A 24,829-nucleotide genomic window follows, 5' to 3' on the forward strand; every position below is an offset into this window, starting at 1 on the left:
CTACCACGCCTCGCCGCTGGCGAGGTCGACGTCGCTGTCTCCTTTCTCGGAAGGACAGATGTCCGCGAGCACGCACGCCTCGCAGTCGGCCGACCGCGCACCGCACACGGCTCTCCCGTGGTCGATGAGCAGGTGGGTGAACTGCTGCCACTCGCCTTCTGGCACCACGTCCAGCAGATCCTGCTCGATAGCCTCCGGACGCTCTTTCTCAGTAAGCCCCAGTCGCCGCGAGAGCCGCTGGACGTGTGTGTCCACGACGATCCCTTCGACGACATCGTGGCCGTGCTGGAGGACGACGTTCGCCGTCTTGCGGCCGACACCCGGGAGGTCGGTCAGCGCCGACATCGTATCGGGCACCTCGCCGTCGTGTTCACCGGTCAGAATTTCACCGATTCCCTGAAGATAGCCGCCCTTGTTGTTGTGGAACGTGATGCCGTAGATGTCCTCGGCGAGTTCCTCCTCGGTGGCTTCGGCGTAGTCTTCGGCGCTCTGGTACTTCTCGAACAGGTCCGCCGTGACCTCGTTGACTCGCTCGTCAGTACACTGTGCCGAGAGGACGACGGCAATCAGCAGTTCCAGACGGTTGCTGTAGTTCAGTGAAATCGCCGAGTCGGGGTATTCCTCGTGCAGTCGGTCGACGACCTCCGTTGCCTGTTCCTCACGTGACTCCAGCGGCGTTCCCATACCGCAGGACAGTACTGAGTTCCCTTTTCCGTGTCGTTTTCTACTGCCCAGTATTTGCATGGTATCTCCTCACAGACTACGACAACAGCCTTGTGTCAGTTGCGACTGGTTTCACCTATGTCAGGACCAGTGTTCATCCACGGCGAACGGGTGACACTCCACCCGCAGCAAGCAACCGATAGCGACCTGTTACAGCGGCTCTTAAACGAGCCGCAGGTCCGGCACAATATCGGTTTCAGCGAGCCGCTTTCCGGGCCTGCCGCCGACGACCTCGATAACCGCGATGCCGACACGCACTTTGTCGTCTGTGTGGACGATGAGCCGGTGGGGACGTGCATGCTTCACGAGGCCCACCATCCGTGGGGATTTGGTGTGCTCGGGTACTCGATCTGTCCGGATCACTGGGGCAACGACTACGCGACCGATGCCGTCGACTGTCTCGCACAGTATGCGTTTCAGGAACTGCGACTGAACAAACTCGGCGCGGACTGCTACGCCACCAACTCGGCCTCCGCACGTGTGCTTGAAAAAGTCGGATTCCAGCAGGAAGGGCGACGCCGCGACCACGCGTTCGTCGACGGCGAGTACGTCGACCTACTGGAGTTCGGCCTGCTCGCTGATGAGTGGTCTCCTTGAAATCCTCTCACACACCTTCCGAAGCTTCTTTCAGTACCCCTTCGTCGGTCTGTATATGCCTGGACCAGCATTCCTCCGGGGCGAGACAGTAACGCTCCGAACGGTCGAAGTCGAAGACGTGTCGTTCCTGCAAGAGACAATCAACGACCCGGATGTCAGACACGGTCTCTCAGCCACAGAGCCGATCTCCGAGGAGGCTGAGCGCGAGTGGGTCGAATCCGTCGCCAGCGGCGAGACCGACGACGTGCATCTGCTCGTCTGCGTCGACGGCGAGGCAGTCGGGATCATCGGGCTGAACGACGTTACGGACCGGATAGGGATGGCCGAACTCGGCTACTGGCTCACGCCGGACGCGTGGGGCAACGGCTACGCGACCGACGCCGCCCGGACGATCACCGAGTACGCCTTTCGAGAGCGCCGGTTCCATCGGGTGTACGCGAAGGTCTTCGCCGGCAACGAAGGATCACAGCGCGTGCTCGAAAAGACGGGGTTCCAGCGAGAGGGGACATTCCGGGACCACTGGTTCCGCGACGGCCGCTACGAAGACGTACACATCTACGGTCTGCTAGAGGACGAACTGGACCGCGGTGAGTAGCTACAATTCGGCGAGACCACGCAGAACTTCGTCGAGGGATGGCGCGGTCCCGTCGGTCTCGTCGAACACAGTCGCCCCCCGAACCCGACATCGCTGGTCGACGACGAACGCCGCTCGCTGGACGCTCCCGTCCTGTTTTCTGACGCCGAACTGCGTCGCGACGCCGTGGGTGTCGGCCAGCAACGGGTATGGAAGCGACAGCGCCGCTGCGAGCGACCGGCAGTCGTCAATATCTGCCGGGAGAACACCAAGGACGGCCACGGCATCCGATACGCTCGCCCAGTCTGCGTCGGCCAGTGCACTGAGGACGGCCTGCGACTCGGGGCCGTCGCCGGGAACGAACGCCACGACTGCCGGCGCGTGGTTTGTCGCAGCCGACAGCCGATAGGCACCGACACCCCCGTCAGCGGTCCCTTGTAGGTCGAAATCCGGGGCAGGGTCACCGGGAGAGAGCATACTGAGCGAACGGGGGAGCGGGACAAAAGTCCCGCGACCCAGATAGACGACTGCTTCCTGTGCGGGTACGCCGGCAGCGGAATCAGAGTAAGGCCAGCAGTCATTGTCCGGGGGCATCTCGTAGCATTTGCTCCCCCGAGCCGGAGACGTTTCAGTCGCAAAGAAGCTTTATAAGCCGTCCGACCAACCACCGTCGTATGGGAATGGAGAATCTGCCACAGGAGATTACAGCCCTCGTGGGTCGCGAGGTGTATTCGAAAAACGGCGTGTTCGTCGGCGAAGTCGAAGACCTTCGGCTGGAACTCGACCGAAAGGAAGTGACAGGGCTGGCACTCCACCAGCTTAACACAGAACTGTTTGACGAAGAAGTGAACGCATCGCGAGGCGTCATCATTCCGTACCGGTGGGTTCAGGCTGTCGGCGATATCGTCATCGTCAGCGATATCGTCGAACGGCTCCGCCAGCCCGAGGCCGGCGACGAAGAAGAAGAAGTCCCCGCCTAGTTTCCGTTCGAACTCTCGCTACTGGAACTGTCAACGCCCATTGCTTCGAACAGTTTCCGTTTGACCGCTTCTTCAGTGAGTTCCAGCAGTGTATCTCTGTTGTCGTCGCTCGTATCGAGGCCGGTGAAGATGCCCAGCGGTATCTCGACGCTAGCGTCGGTGGAGTGACCTGCTGTCTCCCCCATCCCGCCGAACGCGTCCGACAGCACCTTGCCGATGTTCATCCGGATGTCCTTCGAACGGGCAGCGAGGTAGATGGTGTCGTCAGCGATGGCGAACACCGCTGTGGTCGTAATCCCCTCCAGATTGAGGAGGTGCTGGGCTGCCTGCGCTAAGGCGTCGCGATCCCGGATGAACCCGGCGTTGGAGACGAGGTGGCTCCCCTGAACCTCTCGGTTCCGGATCGCCTCGGCGAGCACGTCAAGCGTTTCCGGACTCATCGACGGCGATTCGACCTGTTCGAGCGTGTCGTGGTCGGCGAACGGGTACAGATACGCCGCGGCGGTCAGGTCTGCCGGCGTCGTGTCCCGTTTGAAATCCAGCGTCTCGGCACGGATGCCGTACAGCAGCGCCGTGGCGACGCTCTGGTCGAGATTGAGATCGAGTTCCTGAATGTACTTCGTTAGAATCGTCGACGTGGCCGAGATGTTGGGCCGGATATCGGAAAAGGCGGCGTCGTGTTCCAGTTCGTGTTCGTGCTCGTAGTGATCGACGACGATGTCGACCGAGTCGATAGCCGGTTCGCCGCCCTTGGCAACGTCCACCAGCGCGAACGTGTCGTACTCGTCGAGGTCGACATCCTCGTTCGAAGTCAGTTCGATGCCGAGGAGATTGACGAACGCACGGTTCTCTTGGTGCCCGATCTCGCCCTCGTAGATGATATCTGCTTCTACGTCACGGCTCGCAGCGATGGCCCGCAATGCGGCCGCCGAGGCGATGGAATCGGGGTCCGGCGACCGGTGGATGAGTATCGCCATGCGTTCCTCGGTCCCGTCGATGACGTCTCCGAGCTGGGAAGCCTTGTACTCCAGTTCACCAGTTTCCAGCGCTCGAAGTGCCGAATCCGCGATGACCGCGGAGGGATTGATAACCACGTCTGCACCGAGTTCCGTGAGGTCGTCGGCGGACACCGGGTCGTCGGCGCGGGCGACGATGAACTGCTCGCCGCCGGACTCGCGGATGTTCTGCACCGCCTCGGCGTTGGCGTTCACGTCCGGAGACATGATGAGAACCACGTCGCGGTCGGCAACCGTCTGGGCGACGTCAGTCTCGCAGATGTCTGCCTGCTGTGCGTTGAGGTCCTGGTCACGGAGCGCCTCCACTCGCCCCTCGTCCGCGTCGAGGATGAGGACGTCTTTCCCCTCCTCGACGAGTTCTTCCGCCACGGCGTGGCCAACACTCCCACACCCGAGGATGGCGTAGGTCGACATAGAGGCCATCGTGATGCCGCTGGCTGTACTCATTAGTGTCTGTATCGCTTGGCGTCAAGCCTCTTTAATGCCAGCTATTTCACCAACAACTGGGAACGCTCTCCTGACAGGGAGGTCTGAGAAGCCGTCAAACGTCGTCCAGAACGGTCACAGTCGCGCCCGCCGGCCCTCGTGCCGAGGTCCAATTGCCGCTAGCCGACTATTGTGTGCACGAAACGTGAGACCGACCGACACGAGGCGTCCGAATGAAAACCTATTTTACCGGGCCGTCCAGAGAAATGAGTGCACTGGGCCGGTAGCTCAGTCTGGCAGAGCGACGGCCTCTTAAGCCGTCGGTCGAGGGTTCAAATCCCTTCCGGCCCGTATTCTTGCGCCGCGAATAAAACCGTGAGCGGCGCGAATCCGATAAGAAGAGGTTTGAAGCAAGGAGTGCTCGCGTAGCGAAGCGAGCATGTCCGACCGTGGGTGAAATCGCTTCTGTCTATCAAGGCCATCAGCCAAAGAACGGTAACTGAGAACAACGCTGCCGACAGGCGCTTCAGTGAGTTGTACTGCAGTTCGGCCTCCCAGCCTCAACCACTCACGTCGTATAGGTTGTCAGTGTCGGTAGCGAGTACCGCGTTGACCACGACGCCGATCATCAGGACAATCGCGGCGACGTACGTGGTTGTGAGGATGAGGATGAGGCCGCTGAGGACCCCGTAAATCGCGTATTGTCCGGCGTTCGCGACGAAAAACTGTATCGCCGCGTGGAGAACCGTCCAACCGATAGCGGTCGTTATCGCACCCGGAAGGGCGTCTTGAGGCGTATTCACGACTCGCGACGGGACGAAGTACAGGGGCAACAGCGTCACGGTTAGAGCGACAAACAGGAAGCCAAACCCGGCGAGGATACTTAACGGACCGGTCGCCAAGAGGGCCAGAAACACGCTCTGGCCGATAATCACGAGAATCGTGGCCGAGAGCGTCGCGAGGACGGTCACACCATCGTACACCTGTCTCGCGAGGGGTTGGTCCGCCACCGCCTCGATACGCTCAACGACGGTCAGGAAGCCGACGGCGACGTTGGCACCGCTCCACGCAAGGACGACCACGGAGAGGACTGTCGCCGCAGTCCGTCCTGACGCGGTCGTCAATCCATCGTACACCAGTTGCTGCGTTTCGGGTGTGAGGAACTGCGCCTCCGAGGCGGAAATCGTGCCGGCGACTTGCCGGCCGAAGACAATGAAGACGAGCAACAGCACCGGCATGAGCGAGATGAAGGCGTAGTACGCCAGCGATGTCGCGATGTATCTGATGTCGCTCTCGTAGGCGATGCTGGCGACTGCCTTCGCGCTTGCGACCCACTCGGCTCGTCGCCTCATACCTCCAACAGGGCGGACGCAGTGAAACGTGTTTACACTGAGACAGCTCACGAGGGGAGCCGGCTATACTGGTCGGCCACGGTGTCGTACCCGTCTTCGGGGGGCACACGGCCCGCTGGTCACTGTGGAGTCAGTTCAGCCGTCCAGCTGTTTTCGCATCTTGACGTGTGGGATGCCGGCTTCCTCGAATTCATCGCTGACCGTTTCGTAGCCGAGTTGTTCGTAAAACGGCTCGACGTGGGACTGTGCGTGGAGTTTAAGTTCGGTTGCACCATCGTCACGAGCGGCAGCTTCGACGGCCTGCATCAGCGCCACGCCGATGCCATCCCCTCGGTAGGGCTCACGGACCGCGACTCGCTCGACCTTGCCGACCGTGGGCTCGGGGAACCGGAGCCGAGCAGTCCCAACGGGATACTCGTCGTCACGGGCCAGAAACTGAACGGCGTCCGAGTCATTTCCATCGAGTTCCTCATCCTCGGAGACGCCCTGTTCCTCGACGAACACTGCTTTTCGAACGGCGGTTGCCGCGTCTCGGAACGCATCCCAGGAACCGACATCGACTTCCACGTTGCTCATGGCCGTCGCTTCGAGCGGGTCCCCTGTATGTGCTGTCACTGAGAATCGCCGAAACCATCAACACAGACCCGGGTGTAGCGGGCATGCATGACGTACGACTACGCTCGCGACCACGAGCACGAACTGTCGGCGGAGTATCTGTACGCCTCTGATGCGGAGGTTCTGGGAATCTACGACGCCGATGACGCTCTACAGGTCGACGTGGCGGTTATCTGCCCCGAGTGCAGCGAGACACTCCGTCTGGAGGCGACCGTCGACAAAGTCACGTCGTCCGGGACGGAGCTGCCGCTTGACGAAGACTACTACGACTGACCGGCGTCCCGAAATGATTTTTTCCGCGGCGCGAGTACAGTTGGCCGCTATGTCCGACTTCGATACGTTCGAGTGTGCGAGCTGTGGTGAGTCGTTCAAAGCGTATCCCGACGCGAATGCAGCACAGAAAGAGGCGTGTAGTCCGGCCTGCGAAACCGACTTATAATCGGCTGCGGCTTTCTGCGTCCACTCCGGTTGTCAGCGTTAGCTGTCGGGGCTGTAGTTGGGCGCTTCGTCCGTAATCATCACGTCGTGTGGATGGCTTTCCTGCTGTCCGGCCGCGGAGACCCGCACGAACTCGGCGCGCTGCTTGAACTCGGGAATCGTCTCGGCCCCGACATAGCCCATCCCGGACTGCATCCCGCCGACGAGCTGGTGGAGTTCGGAGGCCAGCGAGCCCTTGTACGGCGTCGCGGCTTCGACACCCTCAGGGACGAACTCCTCGCCCTCCTCGTCGTCCTTGAGGTAGCGCTCGCCGCCGCCCTCGTTCATCGCGCCGACGCTGCCCATCCCGCGGTACTGCTTGTACTTCTTGCCGTTCATCGTGATGACGCGGCCCGGAGCCTCGTCTGTCCCGGCGAAGTAGGAGCCGAGCATCACCGCGTCCGCACCCGCGGCGATGGCCTTGATGGCGTCGCCGGAGTAGCGGATCCCGCCGTCAGCGATGACCGGCACGTCGTGCTGGCTCGCCACGTCGGCGACCTGCGCGACGGCGGTGATCTGTGGCATCCCAGCACCGGTGACCACACGGGTGGTACAGATGGAGCCGGGACCGATGCCGACCTTGACGCCGTCGGCGAAGTCAACGACGGCTTCGGCGGCTTCTCGGGTCCCGATGTTGCCGACGACGACGTCGGCGTCTACTTCGGCCTTGATCTCGCGGGCGCTCTCGATGACGTTCGCGTTGTGGGCGTGCGCACAGTCGATGAACAGGATGTCAGCACCGGCGTCGTCGGCGACCTGTGCGCGGTCCATCTCGAAGGGACCGACGGCGGCACCACAGCGGAGCGAGCCGTCGTCCGCGCGGGCGGCCTGGTCGTACTCGCGGCGCTGGAGGATGCCCTGCATCGTGACCAGCCCGACGAGTCGGTTCTCGTCGTCGACTATCGGGACGCGCTCGATCTTGTGGTCGTACATCAATTCTAGCGCTTCGCGGGGGGTCACGTCCTCGGGTGCGGTGACGACTTCGTCGGTCATCGCATCCGTGACGGCGTCGTCCTCACCGACCTCTAGATACGGGCGGATATCCGTCCCGGAGATGATGCCCAGCACTTCGTCGTTGTCGTCACCGACAACCGGTGCGCCGGAGACACCCTCGCGTTCCATCATCTCATCGACCTCTCGAACGGTCTGGTTCGGGCTGGCCGTCACGACGTCGCGGATGATGAGTTCGTCGGCGCGTTTGACCCGCTCGATCTCTGTCGCCATCTGGTCGGCGTTCATGTTGCGGTGGAGGACGCCGATACCACCCTGCCGCGCCATCGCGATCGCCATATCGCTCTCGGTGACGGTGTCCATCGCCGCGGAGACAACAGGGACGGTTAGTTCGACCGACTTCGAAACCCGTGTTGTGGTATCTGCTTCGTCTGGTTCGACGCGTGACTCCTTGGGTCTGAGGAGCACATCGTCGAACGTCAGCGCCTCCGGCACTCGGAGCTTCTCTGAGAAAGGCTCGGAATCGTTCGCCATGTAAATCGTCCACGACGGTCCGGCAAAAACGTTGCGAGACTCGGTGCTACGTGGGGTTCGATGCCACACCTGTCCCCGGCAGCCCCTTCCAGAAATCCACCATCGATCTCTCATTTGTCACGCCCTGGTCCCGAAGGTGAGACATTCGTCCACAAACAGCGGGGCATTCCGGAAAAGCGGTGGCGTATGTGCGCAGTTCTCACGCAACGGTTATGTGCGAATGAAGGATAATTATGAACATGCGACTCACCGAACCCGCACGGAACGGTACTGCCCGTCAGATGACGTCCACAGCGTCGGGCAACACAACGTTCGCGTGGTTCGGTAACAAGTTCTGGCAGGCCTGTCGTGTGCGTCAGGACCGAGTGAGAACTTCCCGACGGGAGTTGGGTTACGCTCGACCGTAACACGACATGAGTATCTCTAGACACCCGATTGCACTCGACATTGAGCAGCAGGTCGGCCGCGGTGGTCGGCTGCTGGCGACCGTCATGGGCCTCCCCCTTGTCGACGGCATCTTCCCGGTGCTCGTCCTCGCAGGGGCACTCTCGACCTGGATGGGCGTCCTCGAAGTGGGTTTGCTCGTCTTCGGCGGGTCGGCCACTGTCGCCGTCGTGTTAGCCGAACTCGAAGGCGGTCCCCGACGGCAGGCGCGCGCGGTACTCATCATTGGGGCCGTCCTGATGCCGATCGCGCTCGTCGAAGCGGCCCTTGCCCCGACGATCGCGGGGATCGTCAAACTGGGGACCCTCGAACGCTTCGCCGGCCTCGTCATCCTCGCGATCGCCGCACAGACTGCAAGCGCCCGAATCGGCGAGTACCTGCCGCGGCCGGCCGTCATCGTCGGACTCGGCCTACTGGCGAGCCTCGACCCCGCCGGCGCAAAGCTGGTCACCGCTATCGAACCCGGTGTCCTGCTCCGCGCGGCCGCCACCACCGGCGTCGGTATCGGCTTCGCCCTCGCCGTCGCTTTGGCGAGTCCATGGCTCCGCAATGCCGTCGACATCGACCGCTTCCGCTTCGGGAGTGCTGTCGCGCTCGGTGTCCTCGCCCTCTCTGTCCTCGGCGTGATGCCGACCGACGCGCCGGTGGCGCTGGCCGTGCTGGCCGTCACGGCACTGCTGTCGTTCGATCCGGAGAACGCCCGGACGCGTCACACGGAATACCGACCCGACGCCGTTGACCTCACCGCCGCCTTCGCCGACGGCGGCGCGTCCCAGGGCGTCGCCGCCGACGAGCAGACCGACGAAGGGGCCGCTGTCGAGTACGAGCCTGACCAAGAGCGCGCCCCGTGGCTGTGACGAGGGAGAACTTTTAGGCCTCTCAGGCTCGGCTGTCCGGTATGAGCGATAATCGCGTGGTCCAGGGTCGGATGCAGACCCCCGAGAGCCTGGCCGAACTCATCGAAGGCGAAGACGTCATGGACGCAGAGCCGATCGAAGACGCCGATGACGACTGCCCTGAGTGTGGCGAAAACGTCATCTCTGTGGGATACATGCCCTCTGCGCTGGAATTTGTCACTGGATACAAGTGCCAAGAATGCGACTGGTCGGACACCGACCGCGACTGAGCGCCGTCTGCCAATCGAAATCCCTTTAATGCGAGTCGGCTTACGCCGGAGTGCGGGGTCGTGGCCTAGTCCGGGAAGGCGGCTGACTCCAGAGGCCACGCGCCTGGGACGACACTTCGAGGGCTGATATACTGAGCGGCCGGCTGATCACCGGTCCGCGACGATGACCCTCTGGAGTTCCGAGGCGCAGGACGGAGATATCAGCCGATCGGGGGTTCAAATCCCTCCGACCCCATACTGTTACCCTTCCAGACCTGTCTATTCATTGATATTCGCGTAGTATTACAGCTAAATAATCTATATCTGTCTTCAAAACCCGCTCTCAGCGAAGCCAGCGCATTCCGGAATCATAGATTCTCGAAACCAGTTCCAAGTTGGGACGCCAACACTGCCTAAGTCCAATGAGTTTACTGCGTGGGGGATATCTGCCCACGCATGAGTCAGTTATTACGTGATTTACTTGTCGGAAACGCCGACCACGCGGCGGAGTTCCGGGACCGGTTCGACAGCGTCCAGAACTCTCAAAGGCCAGATGCTGTCACGGTCTGTTGCTCCGACTCGCGGGTGCTCCAGGACCATATGTGGGGCAACAGCGAGCCGGGGCATCTCTTTACCTGTAGCAATATCGGGAACCGAGTCATTCAGCGGACCGCATCCGGCGAGGCGGTGTCCGGTGACGTACTGTACCCGATCGAGCATACGATGACCGAAACTGCCGTCGTCGTCGGCCACACCGGTTGTGGAGCGGTGACGGCAACCTATGACGACCTGACGGACGGCCTCGACGAACCGGCGGGCATTGATCACTGTCTCAGTGTTCTCAAGCCCCATCTCGAGCCGGCACTGGAACACCTCCCAGAAGATATCGAGCGGGCGGCAGCCGTCAACCGACTCGTTGAGTACAACGTCGACAGGCAAGTCGAGTTCCTCCGAGGCAGCGACGACGTGCCCGACACCGTCGACGTGTTCGGTGTCGTCTACGACTTTCAGGACGTGTACGGGGGGCAACGGGGTGAGGTCCACGTCATCAACGTCGACGGCGAAACCGATGTCCACGCACTCAGGGCAGCCCACCCCGACATCGACTCACGGATCAACCGCCTCTGGGAGTACTAGTCCGGCTACCGGCTTTCGCGCTGTTCGACCGTATTCAGTTCGATAACAGTCTCCACCACTATTAAAAGGGTTTTATGGAACCATTAGGATTTTACTGATGGTAACACTCTTTATCTGTGGTAACTAAGTCCGTTCTATGTCAACAGAGACGGATGCACAGGGACGGCTGTATATCCCAAAAGAGGTGCGCGAAAAGTACGGCCAGAAGTATCACATTGTCATGTACGAGGACAGAATCGAACTGATCCCCGTCGCAGACGATCCACTCACCGCTGTCCGTGAGGCGGCAGGTGAGCTTCACGATGCATCCGTCCAGGAGATTCAAGATGATATCGAGGCGGAAGCGAAAGACGTAGCTGAGGAGGACGGTGGCGACAGATGACGGTGTATGTCGAGACAGATTTCCTGCTCGCACTGGCAAAGGATACCGGTTGGCTACAGAGCTCCGCAGAGGACGCCCTCGTCGAGTACGATGTCGAAACGTCACCGTTCTCGTACCTCGAACTCCTTCTCGCTCGGGAACGTTACGAGTTCGACTACGTTCCGCTGGTAGCAAACCTGCTCGAACTCGTCCCCGTACGAAACGAGGAAGAGAAACAGGTAGTTCTGAAAGCCGTTAACTACTACGACGAGGGAATGACGCCGTTCGACGCATTTCATGCAGCGACTGCGGAAACGCGGGGATTGGATGTCCTCTCCTCTGAGAAGGACTATGGAGAAGTGGAGGTCGACCGAGTCCCACTCGAACCGACCGACAAAGAATGACTTCGGACTGAAAAGAGAGTCGCACAGTCCTGAATCATGGTTTTCACGATAGTTATGCTGACCACGGGTGCGACAGACCGGACCAACTCTTCCGGCTGCCCGTCGAGTCCAAAAGTTCGGACGGTGGAGCGAGTAACATCGCACTCAAGCCACTAATGCGCGTATAGAAGTCCTATTGAAGCCGTTCTTCTGCTACCGGCTCTCTCTTTGTTCGACCTTGTTCAGTTCGATCAGCAACCGGAAAATCGCTTTCACGAGGTTCTCGTCGACGTCGAACTGCTCCGCGTTGTCGCCGGCGCGGTCCATGACGGCCTGCTCTTGCTGTTCGTCGGTCGTCGGTAGCCCTTTCTCGTCTTTGACCTGTGCGATGGTGTCAGCCACGTAGGTTCGCTGTGCGATTTTCTCGACGATCTCCCGGTCGATAGTCCGGATTTCGTCGCGCAGTTCGTCCAGCGACATGTCCTCTGGGTTCGGATTCGTGCTCATACTGTGTGTGTTCCCTCGGTTTGTGTCGTCGTCAGCCAGGTCGCTCCGGGTCGCTCGTCCCAGGCGTCCTGTACGGCTTCGAGTGCGGCCCGCTCACCGACGGCGGTGAACGACGGTCCCGTCCCCGACAGGGAAACGCCCTCGACGTGCTGGAGCGCGTCGAGTACCGGGTCCGTCTCGAAGTCCAGCGCGGCCGAGAACGCGAGCCCGTTGACTGTCATAGCCCGCTGGTAGTCGCCGTCGAGCGCGAGATCCTCGACGAGGCGAGCCATCGGTGCGATCTGCCGGCATCGCTCGACATCTGCGTCAGCACTAAACGACTGTTCCGGCGGCGTCCAGACGAGCACGTCCCAGTCGACTTCCTCGCGGGCCAGGAGCGCGTCGTCCTCGTTGTCGGTGACAGTGACGCCGCCGAGCATCGACGCCGACGCGTCGTCGAAGGCCCCGGTGACGGTGACGCCCACGTCGCGAGCAGCCATGACACCCAGACGGGCCATGTCCTCACGGCTCATCCGCTCGGTCGCATCGAGGGCGTCGAGCGTCGCCATGACGGTCGCGTTTGCGGCCGCACTGGAGCTTTTGAGCCCCGACGCCATCGGGACCTCGCTCTCGGTGGTGACGGTCCCGCCGGAGACCGCCGGGACGCCCACGTTCTGTGGACCGCCGTGGGCATCAATAACGTACTCGACACAGCGCTCGATGAGCCGCGTGTCGGCGTCCGGCGCACCGTCCACCTCGCCGGTGACACCGTCGGTCTCAGTCGAGAGCGTGACGGTCGCTGTCGTGTACTCGTCGATAGCAAACGCCGCGCCGTGGCCGGTCGCGAGCGCGTTGAGGACCGTCCCTGCTGCGGGCGCTGCTGCCTTCCCTTCCATCGACGTGTACTCTCACACGGACCTATTTACTAACTGCGATACCCCTGTAGCGGCCACATTGACCGCAGCAGCGAAGCGATCGCGTCACAGTAAGACGGACAACACTATACCGACCAGTTCGAAGGGAGCCAGCAACGGGAAATGAGCATCGGGAACATACTTCGTGGACTCGCGGCAGGCATCGCGGTTCTGGGCTACGTCAGCCTGTTTCTGTTGTTGCAGGTCCAGGCGGCCCCAGTATCAGCGCTGGCGGGAATTGCAGTGCTCTCCACTGCTGCGCTCGTCATTGCTGGTGGCCGGCCCGCAGTTCGCCAACTTCTGGGTCGCGGGTCGTCCTCTCAGTCGGACACGTCCGGGTGGTGGCTCGCTCGCGTCGAACCCGCACTCGAAGACGCCTGGAACACGTATGCGGATCTCGTGCTAACGGTCGGCCTGTGGGGCATCAGTATCACCTCCTTTGGCGGACTCATAACCTACCCCGGCGACAACCCGCCGTTCGGCCTCGCTATCGTCGGATTCCTGTCGATGGTCTGTGGACTCATCTCGCTCGGGTTTCTCATCGATTCGAGATACGAGTGAAATCGGGTGACTCGGGTTCCGCTCAGGCCGGGAACAGGAGGTACGGCAGAATAAACAGCAACAGGAACATGAACAAGAGAATGATGCCGTACCCGGCGAGCGTCCCGGCGGCTGTCAGCCAGGCCGGATGGTCGAACTGCTCGGTTAGATGTGCCATACCGTCCGGTTCAATCGGGGACAGTATAGTGGTTTGGGAGCAGGACGTACCCGAACTACTGCAGTGTCCTCACTGCGACTGGGAACGGTAGGCTTTCAACGATCGGTTCAGTACACTGGCAAAAATGTATATTGTCATCGTTGGTGCGGGTGATATCGGGTCGCCGTTGCTTGAGATTGCGACAGCGGGGGGGAACGAGGTCGTCGTCATCGAACGCGACACGGAGCGGGCGGAACGTGCGTCGAGACAGTACGACTGTCTCGTTATCAACGACGACGCGACGGTGAAGGATACGCTGGAGGACGCCGGTGCGGACCGTGCCGACGCGCTCATCTCGACAACCGATCAGGACGCGACCAACATCATGGTCTGTCTGCTGGCACAGGAACTGGAGGTGCCGGACATCGTCTCCGTCGTCCACAATCCCGAGCACATGAACGTGTTCCGCCAGATCGGCGTCAACACGATGCAGAACCCACAGCGGCTCATCGCCGAGTATCTCTACCGGGCTGTCAAACGGCCGTCTATCGTCGACTTCATGCGCATTGGCGATCAGGCGGAGGTATTCGAAATAACAGTCACGCCAGATGCTCCGATTGCAGGCAAGACACTAGAGGAGGCCAACACGGAGGGGCTCATTGGCGGCCAGACGCTTATCGTGGCCATCGAGCGCAACGGCGACGGTGATCCGATAACGCCCCGCGGTGATACGCGCATCGAGGCGAACGACCTCCTCACGGTCTACTCGGGAGACGGTGCGACACCGGAGGTGACCGACATCTTCGGTCACTCCGAGGATCACAACTGACATGTCGCGACGGAACGGCGGGCTGATCCCGACGGACCTGAAAACGATCGCCCACGATATTGGCTCGCTCCTGCTGATGGAGGCCGGACTGATGACGATCACAGCCGCGATTGCGCTGGGCTTTCAGGAGTTCTACGCCGCTTTCGGGTTCTTTACTGCGGCCGGGGTGACCGCCGCTGTCGGCGGCCTCGCAAACCGGGGGTTCACCGATGCCCCAGCCCCAGAGATGAAACACGGTATGGTCATCGCCGCCGGCGGGTGGCTGCTGGTCGCTACGTTCGGCTCGCTGCCGTTCCTGTTGACCGCGTGGTTCACGCCCCCTGCCGTCATGGACACGTTCGTTCCAGTCGGAACGGACACGAGTACGTGGGAGCCGATCAGGGTCGGCGGGACGACGACGTTCTCCAGCCTGGCGTACTTCCGGAACCCGCTCCACGCCTTCTTCGAGAGCATGAGCGGGTGGACCGGGAGCGGCCTGACGATGGCGATTCACGAGCCATCGCTGCCTCGTGCAGTCCAGTGGTGGCGGTCGTTCATCCAGTACGTCGGCGGCGTCGGTGTCATCGTTCTGACCGTCTCCATCCTGTCGCGGCCCGGCAGCGGCAGTTACGCGCTCTACCAGAGCGAGGCCCGCGAGGAGAAGATCCATCCCAGCGTCGTCTCCACCGTTCGCACCGTCTGGAAACTCGTCGCCGGCTACACGGTTCTCTCCTTTGCGCTCCTGTTCGGTGCCATCCTCGCCAGCGACAGCGAGTACGCGGCGTCGCTGTCGCTGTGGGAGGCCGCCTGGCAGGCGCTCAATCACGCCATGACCGGGCTCACGACCGGCGGGTTCTCTGTCACGGACAACTCGATCGCGACGTACAACTCGCCGCTCGTCGAGACTGTCCTGTTGCCGATCATGATTCTTGGTGCAATCGCGTTCCCGGTCCACTACGTCGTCTTACACGACAGGCAGATTCGCGAACTGGTGTCGGACCTGCAGACTCGCTGGCTGTTTATCCTGCTCGCGCTCGGCGTCGTCGGGCTCTCAGTACAAAACGCGTGGTCCGTTCCTGCGACGACTGAGGCGTTTGCCACCCAGTCGTTCCTGCCGTTTTCGGTGCCGATGCTCGACGCTGCACAGCTCGATGCGGTCAGGGACTCGACGTTCCAGTGGGTCAGCGCCCTCAGCTGTACCGGCTTCCAGTCGGCACCGATCGGTCGCTGGCTCGCCGGCGGCAAGGTGCTCGTGGCCGGTGCAATGGTGCTTGGCGGCGCTGCGGGGTCCACTGTTGGAGGCATCAAAATCATCCGAGGATACACCATCGCCCGCGGGATCATCTGGCAGTTCTCGCGAGTGTTCCTCCCGACGAACGCGGTGATTACGGCCCGCATCGGCGACCGGACGCTCGACCGCGAGTCGATGGAGCGGGAGTTCAGCGAAGCGGCCATCGTGACGCTGCTGTGGCTCATCATTCTCGTCACCAGCAGTATCGTCCTCACCAACGTCGCGGGACCGGGGTTCAGCTACGCCGATGCCCTGTTCGAAGTCGCCAGCGCGCAAGGGAACGTCGGCCTTTCCTCGGGGATCACCGGGCCGTCGATGTCCCCGCTTGCGGAGGGAATGTTCGTGTTGAATATGTGGGTCGGCAGACTGGAGATCATCCCGATACTCGTGTTCATTCGGGCTGGACTGTACGGGCTCGATCCGTAAACCGTCGACTGTCCCTCCAACCGCCGCTCACTCTTCGTCAGGATACACTTCGCCAAGAAACATCCAGCGGACTTTCGTTCCACCTTCGGGTCTGGTCTCCTCCTTGACGTGGTAGAGATACGGTCCGTGTGGACAGTCAGCACATTCTTCAGCACAGGTAGTCCGCTTCACCACCTCAGTGTAGCCATCGCGTTTGGTCGCGCGAAGGATTTCCTCGTTGGGGCCTGGTTCCACCGGCGAGTCCGTCTCGTCGTGAAAGCGCAGGAGTTCCTGCGCATAGATGATCGTATTGCGGAGTTCGTCAGGCGTCAACTGTGGCAGTTCCGTCGCCACTTTATCCGGGACCCCCTCAGGCGGTGTCGGTCCGTTTTCAGGACTGGACATACGGACATCTCTATCTGGGAGGTATATAACTGAACTGGCGGCTACAAATAGCGGTGGAACAAGTTGCCGGCACTCACTCGTTCCAGAACGCCCCGGTAAATATCACGAACACCGGAATGATCTCCAGTCGACCGATCCACATCAGGAAGACCATCAGCAGTTTGCTGGTCTCCGGGAAGAGTTCGTAGGTCCCGAACGGCCCCAGAAACCCGAACCCGGGGCCGATATTCCCGATGGTCGCCAGGCTTGCGCTGATGGCTTCGAAAACAGTTAGTTCGAGCCCGACACGGCCGGCATCGAGGAGGAGAAACACCGTTGCGATACCGAACGTGAGCAGGTACAACAGGGTGAATCCATATATCGCGTTGATAACGTCCTCGTCGATGACCTGCCCGCCGAGCCGAACTGGTTTGACGGCGCTAGGGTGGGCTGTCGTGAACAGTTGGCGTCGGATGCTCTTGAGCACGACGAGCCATCGGACGATCTTGACGCCGCCACCGGTCGACCCTGCGGAGCCGCCGATGAACATCGCGAACACCAGGACTCCCTGTGCGGTGTTGCCCCACTGGGCGAAGTCGCTCGTCGCGTACCCGGTCGAGTTCAGCAACGAGGCGACCTGAAACGTGGCTTGCCGGAGCGAGTTCTCCAGCGCCCCCTGTGTAATGCCCCCGAGTTCGAGCGGCGGCGCGGACCCGGTAAAGAGCAGTCCCCAGAGGATGACGGCCACGCCGGCGTTCGCGCCGAGGTACGCCTGTAGTTCTCGGTCCTTGAGGAAGGCGGCGTACTCGTCCTGCAACAGAAGGTAAAACAGCGCGAAGTTCATCCCGGCGATGAGCATGAACGGAATGACGGCCCACTGGACAGCCGGTGAGAAGTAGGCGATGCTCTCTGCCTGTGGGGAGAAACCGCCGGTCGGCAGCGTCGTGAATGCATGAGCAACGGCATTGTACGCATCCATATTCGGTGCGTAGCCCGCGTAATGGAGGCCGAGCAGAATGAGGACGTACAGGACAGTAAAGCCCAGATAGAACAGCCAGAGGAGTCGGGCGGTCTCGGCTATCTTCGGCGTCAGCTTCTGGAGTTCTGGACCAGGCGCTTCTGATTCGATCAACTGCGCCCCGTTGACGGCTGCCTCCGGAAGAATGGCGACCATCAGGACAATAATACCCATCCCGCCGAGCCACTGGGTGAGCTGTCGCCACATCAACAGCGCATGGGAGTGGCGAGCAAACGATATTTCGTTGGTAGCGGTCGCGCCAGTGGTGGTAAACCCGGACATCGATTCGAACAGCGCGTTCACAGGCTCACCGAGCGCTGATTCGGTCCCGTACCCGGCGATAACGTATGGGATTGCACCGATAACCGCGACAGCCCCCCACGAGAGACCGACGAACAACAGCGCTTCGCGCGGCCCGAGTTCGTGGCTGTCGCTGGCTTGCTCTATCGCTACGCCGAGAGTGATGGCGATCCCGATAGAAATCAGGAAGACAACGGTGTCCTCTCCGTACAGCAAACCGATCCCAAGCGGGACCAGCATTGCGACGGCGAGATACTTGATGACAGTGCCGGTCAGAGCGACGCTCTGTCGCCAGTCGACGCGAACCGACATCACTAATCACCGACCATTAACTGACGCTCACACTCCCGATATGAAAAAGCCCCACGTTCCAACAGCGCTGTTTCCGGCGGATTCACTCGTGAACGGCATCGGTACGGGGCGCTTCTTGTTCTCGTGGCAGTCACCCAGTCCGTCCGCAGTCGCGTCTCTATGGTGGATTTTGCCGTCGGAGCTACCCGAAAGGCTGTGCTGGCGACTCAGGCGTGGCCCTGTTCTTTCGCTCCCTCGCGGATCTGCTTTGACCGCTTACGGATGCGCGAGATGTACCGCTCGATCTTCTCCGGTTTCTCGCCGTAGAACGACGCTGCCCAGTGGACATCGACACCGGCCTGCGTGAGGAAATACGCGACGAGCGTATCACGGCCAGCCTGGATCACTGTCGGTGGTACGCCGCGGTCCCCAGTCCCGGCCTCCTGAAAGCCGTTCACGTCGAAGTACACGTCGGCGTACAGCGTCGCCATCTCCGGGTCCGCGAACTCGGCCCCCTGGTGGTCCGGGGCCTCGAATCGGTAGCGTGTCTCGCCCTCGTCTGTCGTTCGTTCGACGATGCGCACGTCGAGGATGTACTCGCGGTAGGTCGGACTGTCCGTCGGTGCGTCTGCGGTGCCTGATTGTGGCATGGGTAGTGTTGAGTTGTTACGGTTATCGAGCGGTTCTGGCCGCGAGTACCACCGCTCCGGCGACTGCGGCGAGCACCAACGCCATCGGGATCGAACCGTCGGCTCCGGTCGTCGACTGGTCGCCGACAGCCGTAGCATCGCCGGTCGCGTCACCCGCGGCACTCGCCGATTCGGTTGCGGACCCGGCGGCCGATGAGGACGCTTCGGTCGAGCTGGCAGCGACAGTGTCGGTCGTCTCGCCGGTCACCGTGACTGTCGCCGCCTCTGTGGCCGGCTCAACCGCCCCGCCGCCGTCGGCGTCGACCTGATTCGACGCGACAGTCACCTGCGTCTCACCGACGTCGACGCCAGCAAGCGTGACTGTCGCGAGTGTCACACCGCTAGCTCCGGGCTCAATCTGCCCGTCGAGGTCAGCCGCCTCAAGCGTGACTGTCCCGCCATCTGAACTAACGACGGGATCGGTCGTGAGTCCGAACCGGTCGGGATAGCTCGCGTTCTCGAATCGGGCGACAGCGGGGTCATCGACGGAGAGTTCGAGCTGGTAGCCGGCCAGTCCGTCCGGCGCGCTGGTGAGGACGACCGGTACGGCCATCGTTTCGCCGGCAGCGACGGAGTCTGTCTCGATACTGATTGCTGGCGTACTCTGCCCTGTGGCGAGTGCGGGGACCGTCCCCGCGAGGAAGACGAGCGCGACGAGCGCGAGGGGGCGGCTGGCGGTTCGGACGCGACCGGGTATCGAACGGGTGGTGTCGTTGGTCATTGTGTTGCTGTATCGAAAGATGGGAATGGGATCCGGTCGCGGCCGTCAGTTGACCTCTTCGTAGAGGGCCGTCACGTCGGCGAAGTCGATCTTGCCGTTTTCGTTGAAGTCGTACGCGCCGGTGTTCAGTTGGATGCTGTCGGAGTCCATGTTCGAGAACAGCACCTGCACGTCCTCGTAGTCGAGACGGCCGTTGCCGTTGAGGTCCTCGAAGTGACCGTCGCCGTCGGGGTCGGTCGGTGCGGCGTCGCCGACGACCGTCTGCGGGCCGCCCACGACGATGCCGTTTCGAACTTCTGCCTCGATGGCGTTGCCGTTCTCGTCGTCCATCTGCTCGATAGTGACGGTCAGGTCAGTCGTGCCGCCGCCGTTGGCGCGGACGTCGAGCGTTGCGAGTGACACGTCCATCGCGCCGGACTGGACGTTCGTGTCGACGTCGGCAACACGGATTGTCGCCGACGAGCCGTCGTCGCTGATGGAACTCTCGGTGAGTCCGAGCGCGTCGGGGAACGAAATGCCGGTAATGGACGCGATTTCGGGGTTCGAGACGGTGACGGTGAGCTGGGCACCGGAAAAGCCAGCGGGGAGTGACGAGGCGGTCAGCGGGACGCTACCCGTCGACCCGCTGCCGACCGCGGCGGAGTTGGCGCTGACGACGACGTTGGGCTGGTAGACATAGAGACCGTCGTTCGGGTACGAGCGCGCTGGGCCGCCGAAGCCGTCCTCACAGCAGATGACGCGGCCGTCGCGCATCGTGTAGACGTTGTCGATGTTCCGGAGCGCATCGTTCGCGTCCTCCGGCGAGTCGGTGAAATCGGGGCCAGTGATGACTGGTTCGAGCGTCGAGACGTTGTAGTCCGATTCCAGCACCCCGCGATAGACGACGCCGCCGTCGACGCGGTCGAGTTGGATATCGCCCTCGTCGTCCGCGAGTGCGTCGTTGAACTCCGAAATACCGAAGTAGATGAAATCGCCGGGCTGTGAGTTATCCACGGTGTCAACGCCCTCTGCCTTGTTGAACTCGATGGATGCATCGATCTCCTTGGCGGCTGCACGGGTCTCAAGGAACGGGACGCGACGGAGTTCCTCGTCGACGCCGTCGGGCCCGTTCGCCTCGTACTGCTCGGCCCACTCGATGATTTCCTCGTTCGTGATGTAGTTCCGGTTCCCGTTCTCGATGACGGACAGGTCGGCCTGCTTGATGACCGCCGCTGTCACCTCGTCGCCGTCCGCCCAGTCGGCGTGTGCGCTGAGGTAGTCAGCCTGAGTCACGTCGTCGTACTCGGCGACCCAGGATTCGACCTCGCCGTTGGTGGCGTGGCCGAGTTCTATCCACTCGATTTCGAGTGGAGTCTGTGCGGGAGAGTTCCGCTCCCCGGCTTCGGCAGCGTTGGCTGCGTCGTTCGTGATCTTCGGTGCGTACAGCGTCCCGGCGACGTCCATCGGGTCGTCGTACTCCGGAATCGGTTCGTCGGCGACGAACTTGTAGATGCCCTTGCTGTCGCCGTCCGAGCAACCATAGAGGGTCCGCTGGTCGCCTTCGATGTCGGGTGCCTCCCACGAGGCCCGCCCCATCACGTAGTACTTGACCGCTTCAGGTTCGTCGGCGGTCGGTTCGCGGAAGTCGACGAAGTACCCGTACCGGTACGGATTCGGATACACGTCGTCGAGCAGTGTCGTGTCGAGGTTCTCGCCGTCCCCCTGGTCGTCGCGCTCCGCACCGAGATAGTACGCGAGGAACTCGACGCCGGTCAACGCCCAGTAGCCCTGCGGGCCGAAGTTCTCGTCGAGGTCGCCGCTCTCGGCGTAGGACTCGATTGCGCCCGAGATCTCGCTCGGGTTCGGCCGGTTCCAGAACTGACACCCGCCGATGAGGCCCTCGCCCGACCCCGCCTCGACGATGTCGCTTACCGTCGCCGTCAGGCTGACGCGGGGGTGTGCGTAGTTCTCCTCGGCGGAGATCATCGTCTCCCACGGGCTGAGGTCGCCGTAACAGTTGATCCGCGTCCCGCCGTGTTCACGGAGCGAGTCGGTGTTGGTCAGGTTCATCGCGTTTTCGGTGTCCGCGCTCCACTCGCCGTTCTGGTTCTGGCTAAGCGGGACCCGCGAGACGCACCCGGGGCTGTTCTCCCAGTTTGTAAACAGGTAGCCCTCGGTCCCCTCGTCGTTGCTCGGGACGAACTGGTTACAGTCGGGGTTCGTCGCCGCACCGCCGTACTGCGTGCCGGCGAAGTTCTCCTGCGTGATATCTGTCCCGTCAGGTGTCTGGACCACGCCGAGGCGCTCCTCGCCGTCGTTGATCGGTTCGCGCCCCTGTATGAGGATTTCGTAGTCACCGGCCGCTGATCGGACCTGCCGCTGTTTCTCCTCGGTGTCCGGAACCCCTACCTCCGGGAAATCGTCGTTGCTCCCGTCGAACTCGAACTGGAAGCCGCTGAAATAGCCCACTGCGGCCCGTCCGAACGGTTCGGGATTCTCCCCTTCCGGGTGCTGGAGGCTGTACAGCAGTGACCCGTCCTCGAAGACGAACGGCCCTGTCACCTCCGCGCCGAACGCCGTCGTCGAGAAGCGTTTGAGACTCCCGGCGACGCTCGGTGCCCCAGGTGTGTCTGTCTCTTCGACCTCTTCGCCGCTTGCCACGCCGATGACGCTGGCCCCAAGCGCAGCAGCCACCGACTGTGAAAGCACCTGCCGTCGAGTGAAATCGACCATGCGAGTGAGGGGTGGCAGTGATTATTAAAGCAGTTTTATAATATCTGAATGATGTATTCGGAGTCCTCTTTCGATATCAATTTTAGCTATACTACTAACCAGCTGGACATATCACAAATACTGCTATTTTTACAGAATACGTACTGAATGGCTCCGACGACATCCGCTCATACTCCGGTTCGTACTCACCTACTTACCAGTCAGCAAACGGCATAATTACCACACAATACTCACGCTGTCAGGTCACAAGTCACACTGACGACTGTCGTAGCCAGCCGCTACATCCCCATGTCGGCAGCCGGGTCGGGGACTGGAAGCACGTTCGGGGACACACCGAGCAGTTCCGCCGCGTGGTCGAGTGCCATGTCGAAGCCGTAGTATCGTTCCAGTTCGTCGCCGTCAGCGGTCGGCCGGACCTTCAGCATCGCGTACCCCTCGATGTTCTGTGCGACCGCGGCGCTCCCGCTGTCGCTCTCGAATATCAGCAGCCGTTCCTCGTCTGTTTCTCGGTAGGTGGCCGTGATACCGTCGGCTGACGCCTCGACGGGGAGTTCGGAATCGGTCATCGGCGGCTCTAGGGACCGGGGGTATGCGAACTTGGCGGTCCACTCGGAACCGCAAACGCGAAACCGGGCGGCTGTGACCGGACACCTATGGCGAAGTGGCTCCAGAGCGGCCGCCGGCGCGATATGTGCGTCCTGCTGGCTGCTGCCGAGGACGGGGAACTCTCCGGCCAGCGGCTGAAAACGCGGCTCGAACGCCGCTACGACACGCGAATCGAACCGAAGAGCTTCTACGGCGCGCTCGACGCGCTGGAGTCGGCGGGGTTCGTCGCTCACCGCGAGGACGGCATCGCCGACAAGTACTCGCTGACCGAGGCTGGCGAGCGGCGGCTCCGGGACCAGTTCGAGTGGATGCGCGAGGCGCTCGGCGAGGATAGCTAACTATTCATTCTCGGCCCTGCCGAATCTCGTCGGCCGCTACCGATGGGATATCCTTTTTGTGAGCGCTCCCACAGAACACAGGTATGTCCCTGTCCCGCTCACTCCTCCTAGCAGGTCTGGACGCTCTCCCGTTTGCGGCGCTCGCCAGCGTCGCGACGTACGTGTTCGCACGCACAACCATCCAGCCGTCAGTAGTTGTCGGCATGCTCGCCGGGACCGTCGGTGTGGCAGTGCTTCTCGCGCTTGGAATTGCCAGCGCGAGATGCTACCGTGCGGACGGAAAACCGTTCTACTTCACGCGTGCGGTCGTGGTCGAAGGGCTCCTCTCGCTTCCCTAGTCGAGAAGCTCGCTGGCAATCGTATTCCGAAGAACCTCGCTGGTCCCCTCGTAGATCTCGTTGAGTTTGGCGTCGCGGTAGAACCGCTCGGCCGGGAAGTCTTTCGTGTAGCCGTAGCCGCCGTGAACCTGAATGCCCTCGTTCGCCACTTCTCGGGACACCTCGGAGGCGTAGAGCTTGGCCTGAGCGGCCTCCTTGACGAACGACTCGCCGGCCATCTTCTTATCGGCGGCCTGGTGCATCAGCAGGCGGGCCGCCTGCGTCTTCGTGTCCATGTCGGCGAGCTTGTGCTGGATAGCCTGGAAATCGCTGATCGGCTGGTCGAACTGCTCACGGTCCTGGGCGTATTTCAGTGCCTCGTCCAGCGCAGCTTGGGCGATGCCGACACCGCGGGCCGCGATAGTGATGCGTCCGCCGTTGAGTGTTTTGAGCGCGTGGACGAACCCACGGCCCTCCTCACCGAGCATACGGTCGGCAGGGATGCGCATATCGTCGAACCGCAGTTCGGCGGTCGGACAGCCCTTGTCGCCGAGTTTGTGCTCGGTCCCTTCGACGATGAAGCCGTCGTCCTCCTCGGGGCGAACGATGAACGAGGAGATACCCTTGTTGCCGGCCTCGGGGTCGGTCTTGGCGAACAGGACGACGGTGTCGGCGACGGACCCGTTGGAGATCCAGAGCTTGCCGCCGTTGACCAGATAGGCGTCGCCGTCGTCGACGGGTTCGGCAGTGGTGTCCATCGCGGGCACGTCACTGCCCGCACCTGCTTCGGAGAGGGCGAACGCGCCGATTTCCTCGCCCGCTGCCAGCGGCGTGAGGTAGGTCTCCTTCTGGGCCTCGTTCCCGAACTCGTAGATCATGTTGCAGGCCAGCGAGATGTGTGCGGCGACGATTGTGCCGAGCCCGCCGCTTCCCCGCGAAATCTCTTCGAGGGCCATGGCGTAGCTGTGGTAGTCCAGTTCGGCCCCGCCGTACTCCTCCGGAATCGGCATTCCCATCAGACCGAGGTCGGCCATCTCGTCGACGAGGTCCCACGGGAACTCGTCGGTTTCGTCGATCTCCGCTGCTCGCGGCTTGACCTCCTCGTCGACGAAGTCCGCGACCATCTCCTGTATCTGGCGCTGTTCCTGTGTGGGGCTAAAGTCCATGACAGATTCTA

The 24,829-nt window shown here is 61.9% G+C and carries 30 protein-coding genes and 2 tRNA genes; 16 read left to right on the plus strand and 16 right to left on the minus strand.

What is annotated here, in order from left to right:
* Positions 1 to 684: an endonuclease III gene (gene nth / locus ACYJ11_RS13725; RefSeq protein WP_188976901.1), complete on the minus strand. Its 684-nt coding sequence runs from the start codon at positions 682 to 684 to the stop codon at positions 1 to 3.
* 117 nt (positions 685 to 801) lie between these two features.
* Between nth and ACYJ11_RS13730 the strand changes: the two genes are divergently transcribed.
* On the plus strand, positions 802 to 1,320 hold the full coding sequence (locus ACYJ11_RS13730; RefSeq protein WP_461648178.1) for a GNAT family N-acetyltransferase: 519 nt from the start codon (positions 802 to 804) through the stop codon (positions 1,318 to 1,320).
* A gap of 55 nt (positions 1,321 to 1,375) precedes the next feature.
* Positions 1,376 to 1,915 carry a GNAT family N-acetyltransferase gene (locus ACYJ11_RS13735; RefSeq protein ID WP_461648179.1) on the plus strand — a complete coding sequence of 180 codons (540 nt, stop codon included), beginning with the start codon at positions 1,376 to 1,378 and terminating at the stop codon, positions 1,913 to 1,915.
* Here ACYJ11_RS13735 and ACYJ11_RS13740 read toward each other — a convergent pair whose 3' ends face one another.
* Complete coding sequence (locus ACYJ11_RS13740) at positions 1,916 to 2,371, minus strand: redoxin domain-containing protein (protein WP_461648180.1); 456 nt, start codon at positions 2,369 to 2,371, stop codon at positions 1,916 to 1,918.
* A 203-nt stretch (positions 2,372 to 2,574) separates the two neighbouring features.
* Here ACYJ11_RS13740 and ACYJ11_RS13745 point away from each other — a divergent pair, with 203 nt between their 5' ends.
* Entirely contained in the window at positions 2,575 to 2,874 is a 300-nt protein-coding gene (locus ACYJ11_RS13745; protein WP_005534615.1) for a PRC-barrel domain-containing protein, read from the plus strand.
* On the opposite strand, the gene ACYJ11_RS13750 is transcribed toward ACYJ11_RS13745, so the two are convergent.
* Positions 2,871 to 4,337 (minus strand): DHH family phosphoesterase, encoded by a 1,467-nt coding sequence (locus tag ACYJ11_RS13750; RefSeq protein ID WP_005534613.1) that lies wholly within the window; start codon positions 4,335 to 4,337, stop codon positions 2,871 to 2,873. The genes ACYJ11_RS13745 and ACYJ11_RS13750 overlap by 4 nt on opposite strands.
* A gap of 256 nt (positions 4,338 to 4,593) precedes the next feature.
* On the opposite strand from ACYJ11_RS13750, the gene ACYJ11_RS13755 reads away from it, so the two are divergent.
* Positions 4,594 to 4,667, plus strand: a tRNA-Lys gene (locus ACYJ11_RS13755).
* 209 nt (positions 4,668 to 4,876) lie between these two features.
* Here the strand turns inward: ACYJ11_RS13755 and ACYJ11_RS13760 are convergent.
* Together ACYJ11_RS13760 and ACYJ11_RS13765 are read right to left on the minus strand one after the other, a co-directional pair.
* Entirely contained in the window at positions 4,877 to 5,668 is a 792-nt protein-coding gene (locus ACYJ11_RS13760) for a YihY/virulence factor BrkB family protein (protein WP_461648181.1), read from the minus strand.
* Between the two features lie 135 nt (positions 5,669 to 5,803).
* Positions 5,804 to 6,244 (minus strand): GNAT family N-acetyltransferase, encoded by a 441-nt coding sequence (locus ACYJ11_RS13765; protein ID WP_461648444.1) that lies wholly within the window; start codon positions 6,242 to 6,244, stop codon positions 5,804 to 5,806.
* Between the two features lie 87 nt (positions 6,245 to 6,331).
* Between ACYJ11_RS13765 and ACYJ11_RS13770 the strand changes: the two genes are divergently transcribed.
* Positions 6,332 to 6,556 carry a hypothetical protein gene (locus ACYJ11_RS13770; protein ID WP_421642298.1) on the plus strand — a complete coding sequence of 75 codons (225 nt, stop codon included), beginning with the start codon at positions 6,332 to 6,334 and terminating at the stop codon, positions 6,554 to 6,556.
* 204 nt (positions 6,557 to 6,760) lie between these two features.
* Here ACYJ11_RS13770 and guaB read toward each other — a convergent pair whose 3' ends face one another.
* Entirely contained in the window at positions 6,761 to 8,245 is a 1,485-nt protein-coding gene (gene guaB, locus ACYJ11_RS13775) for an IMP dehydrogenase (RefSeq protein ID WP_170096011.1), read from the minus strand.
* A 413-nt stretch (positions 8,246 to 8,658) separates the two neighbouring features.
* On the opposite strand from guaB, the gene ACYJ11_RS13780 reads away from it, so the two are divergent.
* From ACYJ11_RS13780 to ACYJ11_RS13805, 6 genes are all read left to right on the plus strand, one after another.
* Positions 8,659 to 9,546: a DUF5794 domain-containing protein gene (locus tag ACYJ11_RS13780; RefSeq protein ID WP_461648182.1), complete on the plus strand. Its 888-nt coding sequence runs from the start codon at positions 8,659 to 8,661 to the stop codon at positions 9,544 to 9,546.
* Positions 9,547 to 9,587: 41 nt separating this feature from the next.
* Positions 9,588 to 9,815: a DUF5795 family protein gene (locus tag ACYJ11_RS13785; protein WP_050037997.1), complete on the plus strand. Its 228-nt coding sequence runs from the start codon at positions 9,588 to 9,590 to the stop codon at positions 9,813 to 9,815.
* A gap of 54 nt (positions 9,816 to 9,869) precedes the next feature.
* Positions 9,870 to 10,050, plus strand: a tRNA-Trp gene (locus ACYJ11_RS13790).
* Between the two features lie 200 nt (positions 10,051 to 10,250).
* Positions 10,251 to 10,931, plus strand: coding sequence for a carbonic anhydrase (locus ACYJ11_RS13795; protein WP_461648183.1), 681 nt, complete (start codon positions 10,251 to 10,253; stop codon positions 10,929 to 10,931).
* 136 nt (positions 10,932 to 11,067) lie between these two features.
* Entirely contained in the window at positions 11,068 to 11,313 is a 246-nt protein-coding gene (locus ACYJ11_RS13800; protein ID WP_188976991.1) for an AbrB/MazE/SpoVT family DNA-binding domain-containing protein, read from the plus strand.
* Positions 11,310 to 11,696 (plus strand): PIN domain-containing protein, encoded by a 387-nt coding sequence (locus ACYJ11_RS13805; RefSeq protein WP_188976992.1) that lies wholly within the window; start codon positions 11,310 to 11,312, stop codon positions 11,694 to 11,696. The genes ACYJ11_RS13800 and ACYJ11_RS13805 overlap by 4 nt, the downstream gene beginning before the upstream one ends.
* Before the next feature lie 192 nt (positions 11,697 to 11,888).
* On the opposite strand, the gene ACYJ11_RS13810 is transcribed toward ACYJ11_RS13805, so the two are convergent.
* Positions 11,889 to 12,182 carry a chorismate mutase gene (locus ACYJ11_RS13810; protein ID WP_004592890.1) on the minus strand — a complete coding sequence of 98 codons (294 nt, stop codon included), beginning with the start codon at positions 12,180 to 12,182 and terminating at the stop codon, positions 11,889 to 11,891.
* Complete coding sequence (locus ACYJ11_RS13815) at positions 12,179 to 13,057, minus strand: shikimate kinase (protein ID WP_188976994.1); 879 nt, start codon at positions 13,055 to 13,057, stop codon at positions 12,179 to 12,181. Before ACYJ11_RS13815 ends, ACYJ11_RS13810 begins: the two co-directional genes overlap by 4 nt.
* A gap of 141 nt (positions 13,058 to 13,198) precedes the next feature.
* Here ACYJ11_RS13815 and ACYJ11_RS13820 point away from each other — a divergent pair, with 141 nt between their 5' ends.
* Positions 13,199 to 13,636 carry a hypothetical protein gene (locus ACYJ11_RS13820; RefSeq protein ID WP_461648184.1) on the plus strand — a complete coding sequence of 146 codons (438 nt, stop codon included), beginning with the start codon at positions 13,199 to 13,201 and terminating at the stop codon, positions 13,634 to 13,636.
* A 22-nt stretch (positions 13,637 to 13,658) separates the two neighbouring features.
* On the opposite strand, the gene ACYJ11_RS13825 is transcribed toward ACYJ11_RS13820, so the two are convergent.
* On the minus strand, positions 13,659 to 13,793 hold the full coding sequence (locus tag ACYJ11_RS13825) for a hypothetical protein (protein WP_255356166.1): 135 nt from the start codon (positions 13,791 to 13,793) through the stop codon (positions 13,659 to 13,661).
* Between the two features lie 124 nt (positions 13,794 to 13,917).
* Here ACYJ11_RS13825 and ACYJ11_RS13830 point away from each other — a divergent pair, with 124 nt between their 5' ends.
* Together ACYJ11_RS13830 and ACYJ11_RS13835 are read left to right on the plus strand one after the other, a co-directional pair.
* Positions 13,918 to 14,601 (plus strand): potassium channel family protein, encoded by a 684-nt coding sequence (locus ACYJ11_RS13830; protein WP_461648185.1) that lies wholly within the window; start codon positions 13,918 to 13,920, stop codon positions 14,599 to 14,601.
* A gap of 1 nt (position 14,602) precedes the next feature.
* The gene (locus tag ACYJ11_RS13835) at positions 14,603 to 16,297 is read left to right on the plus strand and encodes a potassium transporter TrkG (RefSeq protein ID WP_461648186.1); all 1,695 of its coding nucleotides are present in this window, start codon (positions 14,603 to 14,605) and stop codon (positions 16,295 to 16,297) included.
* A gap of 27 nt (positions 16,298 to 16,324) precedes the next feature.
* On the opposite strand, the gene ACYJ11_RS13840 is transcribed toward ACYJ11_RS13835, so the two are convergent.
* The 6 genes from ACYJ11_RS13840 to ACYJ11_RS13865 form a co-directional block, all read right to left on the minus strand.
* Positions 16,325 to 16,681 (minus strand): hypothetical protein, encoded by a 357-nt coding sequence (locus ACYJ11_RS13840; RefSeq protein ID WP_170096023.1) that lies wholly within the window; start codon positions 16,679 to 16,681, stop codon positions 16,325 to 16,327.
* A gap of 73 nt (positions 16,682 to 16,754) precedes the next feature.
* Entirely contained in the window at positions 16,755 to 18,290 is a 1,536-nt protein-coding gene (locus ACYJ11_RS13845; RefSeq protein ID WP_461648187.1) for a TrkH family potassium uptake protein, read from the minus strand.
* Positions 18,291 to 18,496: 206 nt separating this feature from the next.
* Positions 18,497 to 18,919 carry a hypothetical protein gene (locus ACYJ11_RS13850; protein WP_461648188.1) on the minus strand — a complete coding sequence of 141 codons (423 nt, stop codon included), beginning with the start codon at positions 18,917 to 18,919 and terminating at the stop codon, positions 18,497 to 18,499.
* Positions 18,920 to 18,941: 22 nt separating this feature from the next.
* On the minus strand, positions 18,942 to 19,679 hold the full coding sequence (locus ACYJ11_RS13855) for a cell surface protein (RefSeq protein WP_461648189.1): 738 nt from the start codon (positions 19,677 to 19,679) through the stop codon (positions 18,942 to 18,944).
* A gap of 45 nt (positions 19,680 to 19,724) precedes the next feature.
* Positions 19,725 to 22,391, minus strand: a complete 2,667-nt coding sequence (locus ACYJ11_RS13860; RefSeq protein ID WP_461648190.1) for an alkaline phosphatase PhoX — start codon at positions 22,389 to 22,391, stop codon at positions 19,725 to 19,727.
* Positions 22,392 to 22,669: 278 nt separating this feature from the next.
* Entirely contained in the window at positions 22,670 to 22,957 is a 288-nt protein-coding gene (locus tag ACYJ11_RS13865) for a DUF7111 family protein (protein ID WP_461648191.1), read from the minus strand.
* An 87-nt stretch (positions 22,958 to 23,044) separates the two neighbouring features.
* On the opposite strand from ACYJ11_RS13865, the gene ACYJ11_RS13870 reads away from it, so the two are divergent.
* Together ACYJ11_RS13870 and ACYJ11_RS13875 are read left to right on the plus strand one after the other, a co-directional pair.
* Positions 23,045 to 23,335 (plus strand): PadR family transcriptional regulator, encoded by a 291-nt coding sequence (locus ACYJ11_RS13870; RefSeq protein WP_188977010.1) that lies wholly within the window; start codon positions 23,045 to 23,047, stop codon positions 23,333 to 23,335.
* A gap of 83 nt (positions 23,336 to 23,418) precedes the next feature.
* A complete protein-coding gene (locus tag ACYJ11_RS13875; protein WP_005534539.1) occupies positions 23,419 to 23,673 on the plus strand; it encodes a hypothetical protein in 255 nt (84 codons plus the stop codon).
* Here ACYJ11_RS13875 and ACYJ11_RS13880 read toward each other — a convergent pair.
* The gene (locus ACYJ11_RS13880) at positions 23,670 to 24,818 is read right to left on the minus strand and encodes an acyl-CoA dehydrogenase (RefSeq protein ID WP_461648192.1); all 1,149 of its coding nucleotides are present in this window, start codon (positions 24,816 to 24,818) and stop codon (positions 23,670 to 23,672) included. The two genes, ACYJ11_RS13875 and ACYJ11_RS13880, sit on opposite strands and share 4 nt — an antisense overlap.
* Positions 24,819 to 24,829: the final 11 nt, after the last annotated feature.

Source organism: Haloarcula sp. H-GB5 (genome assembly GCF_054850705.1).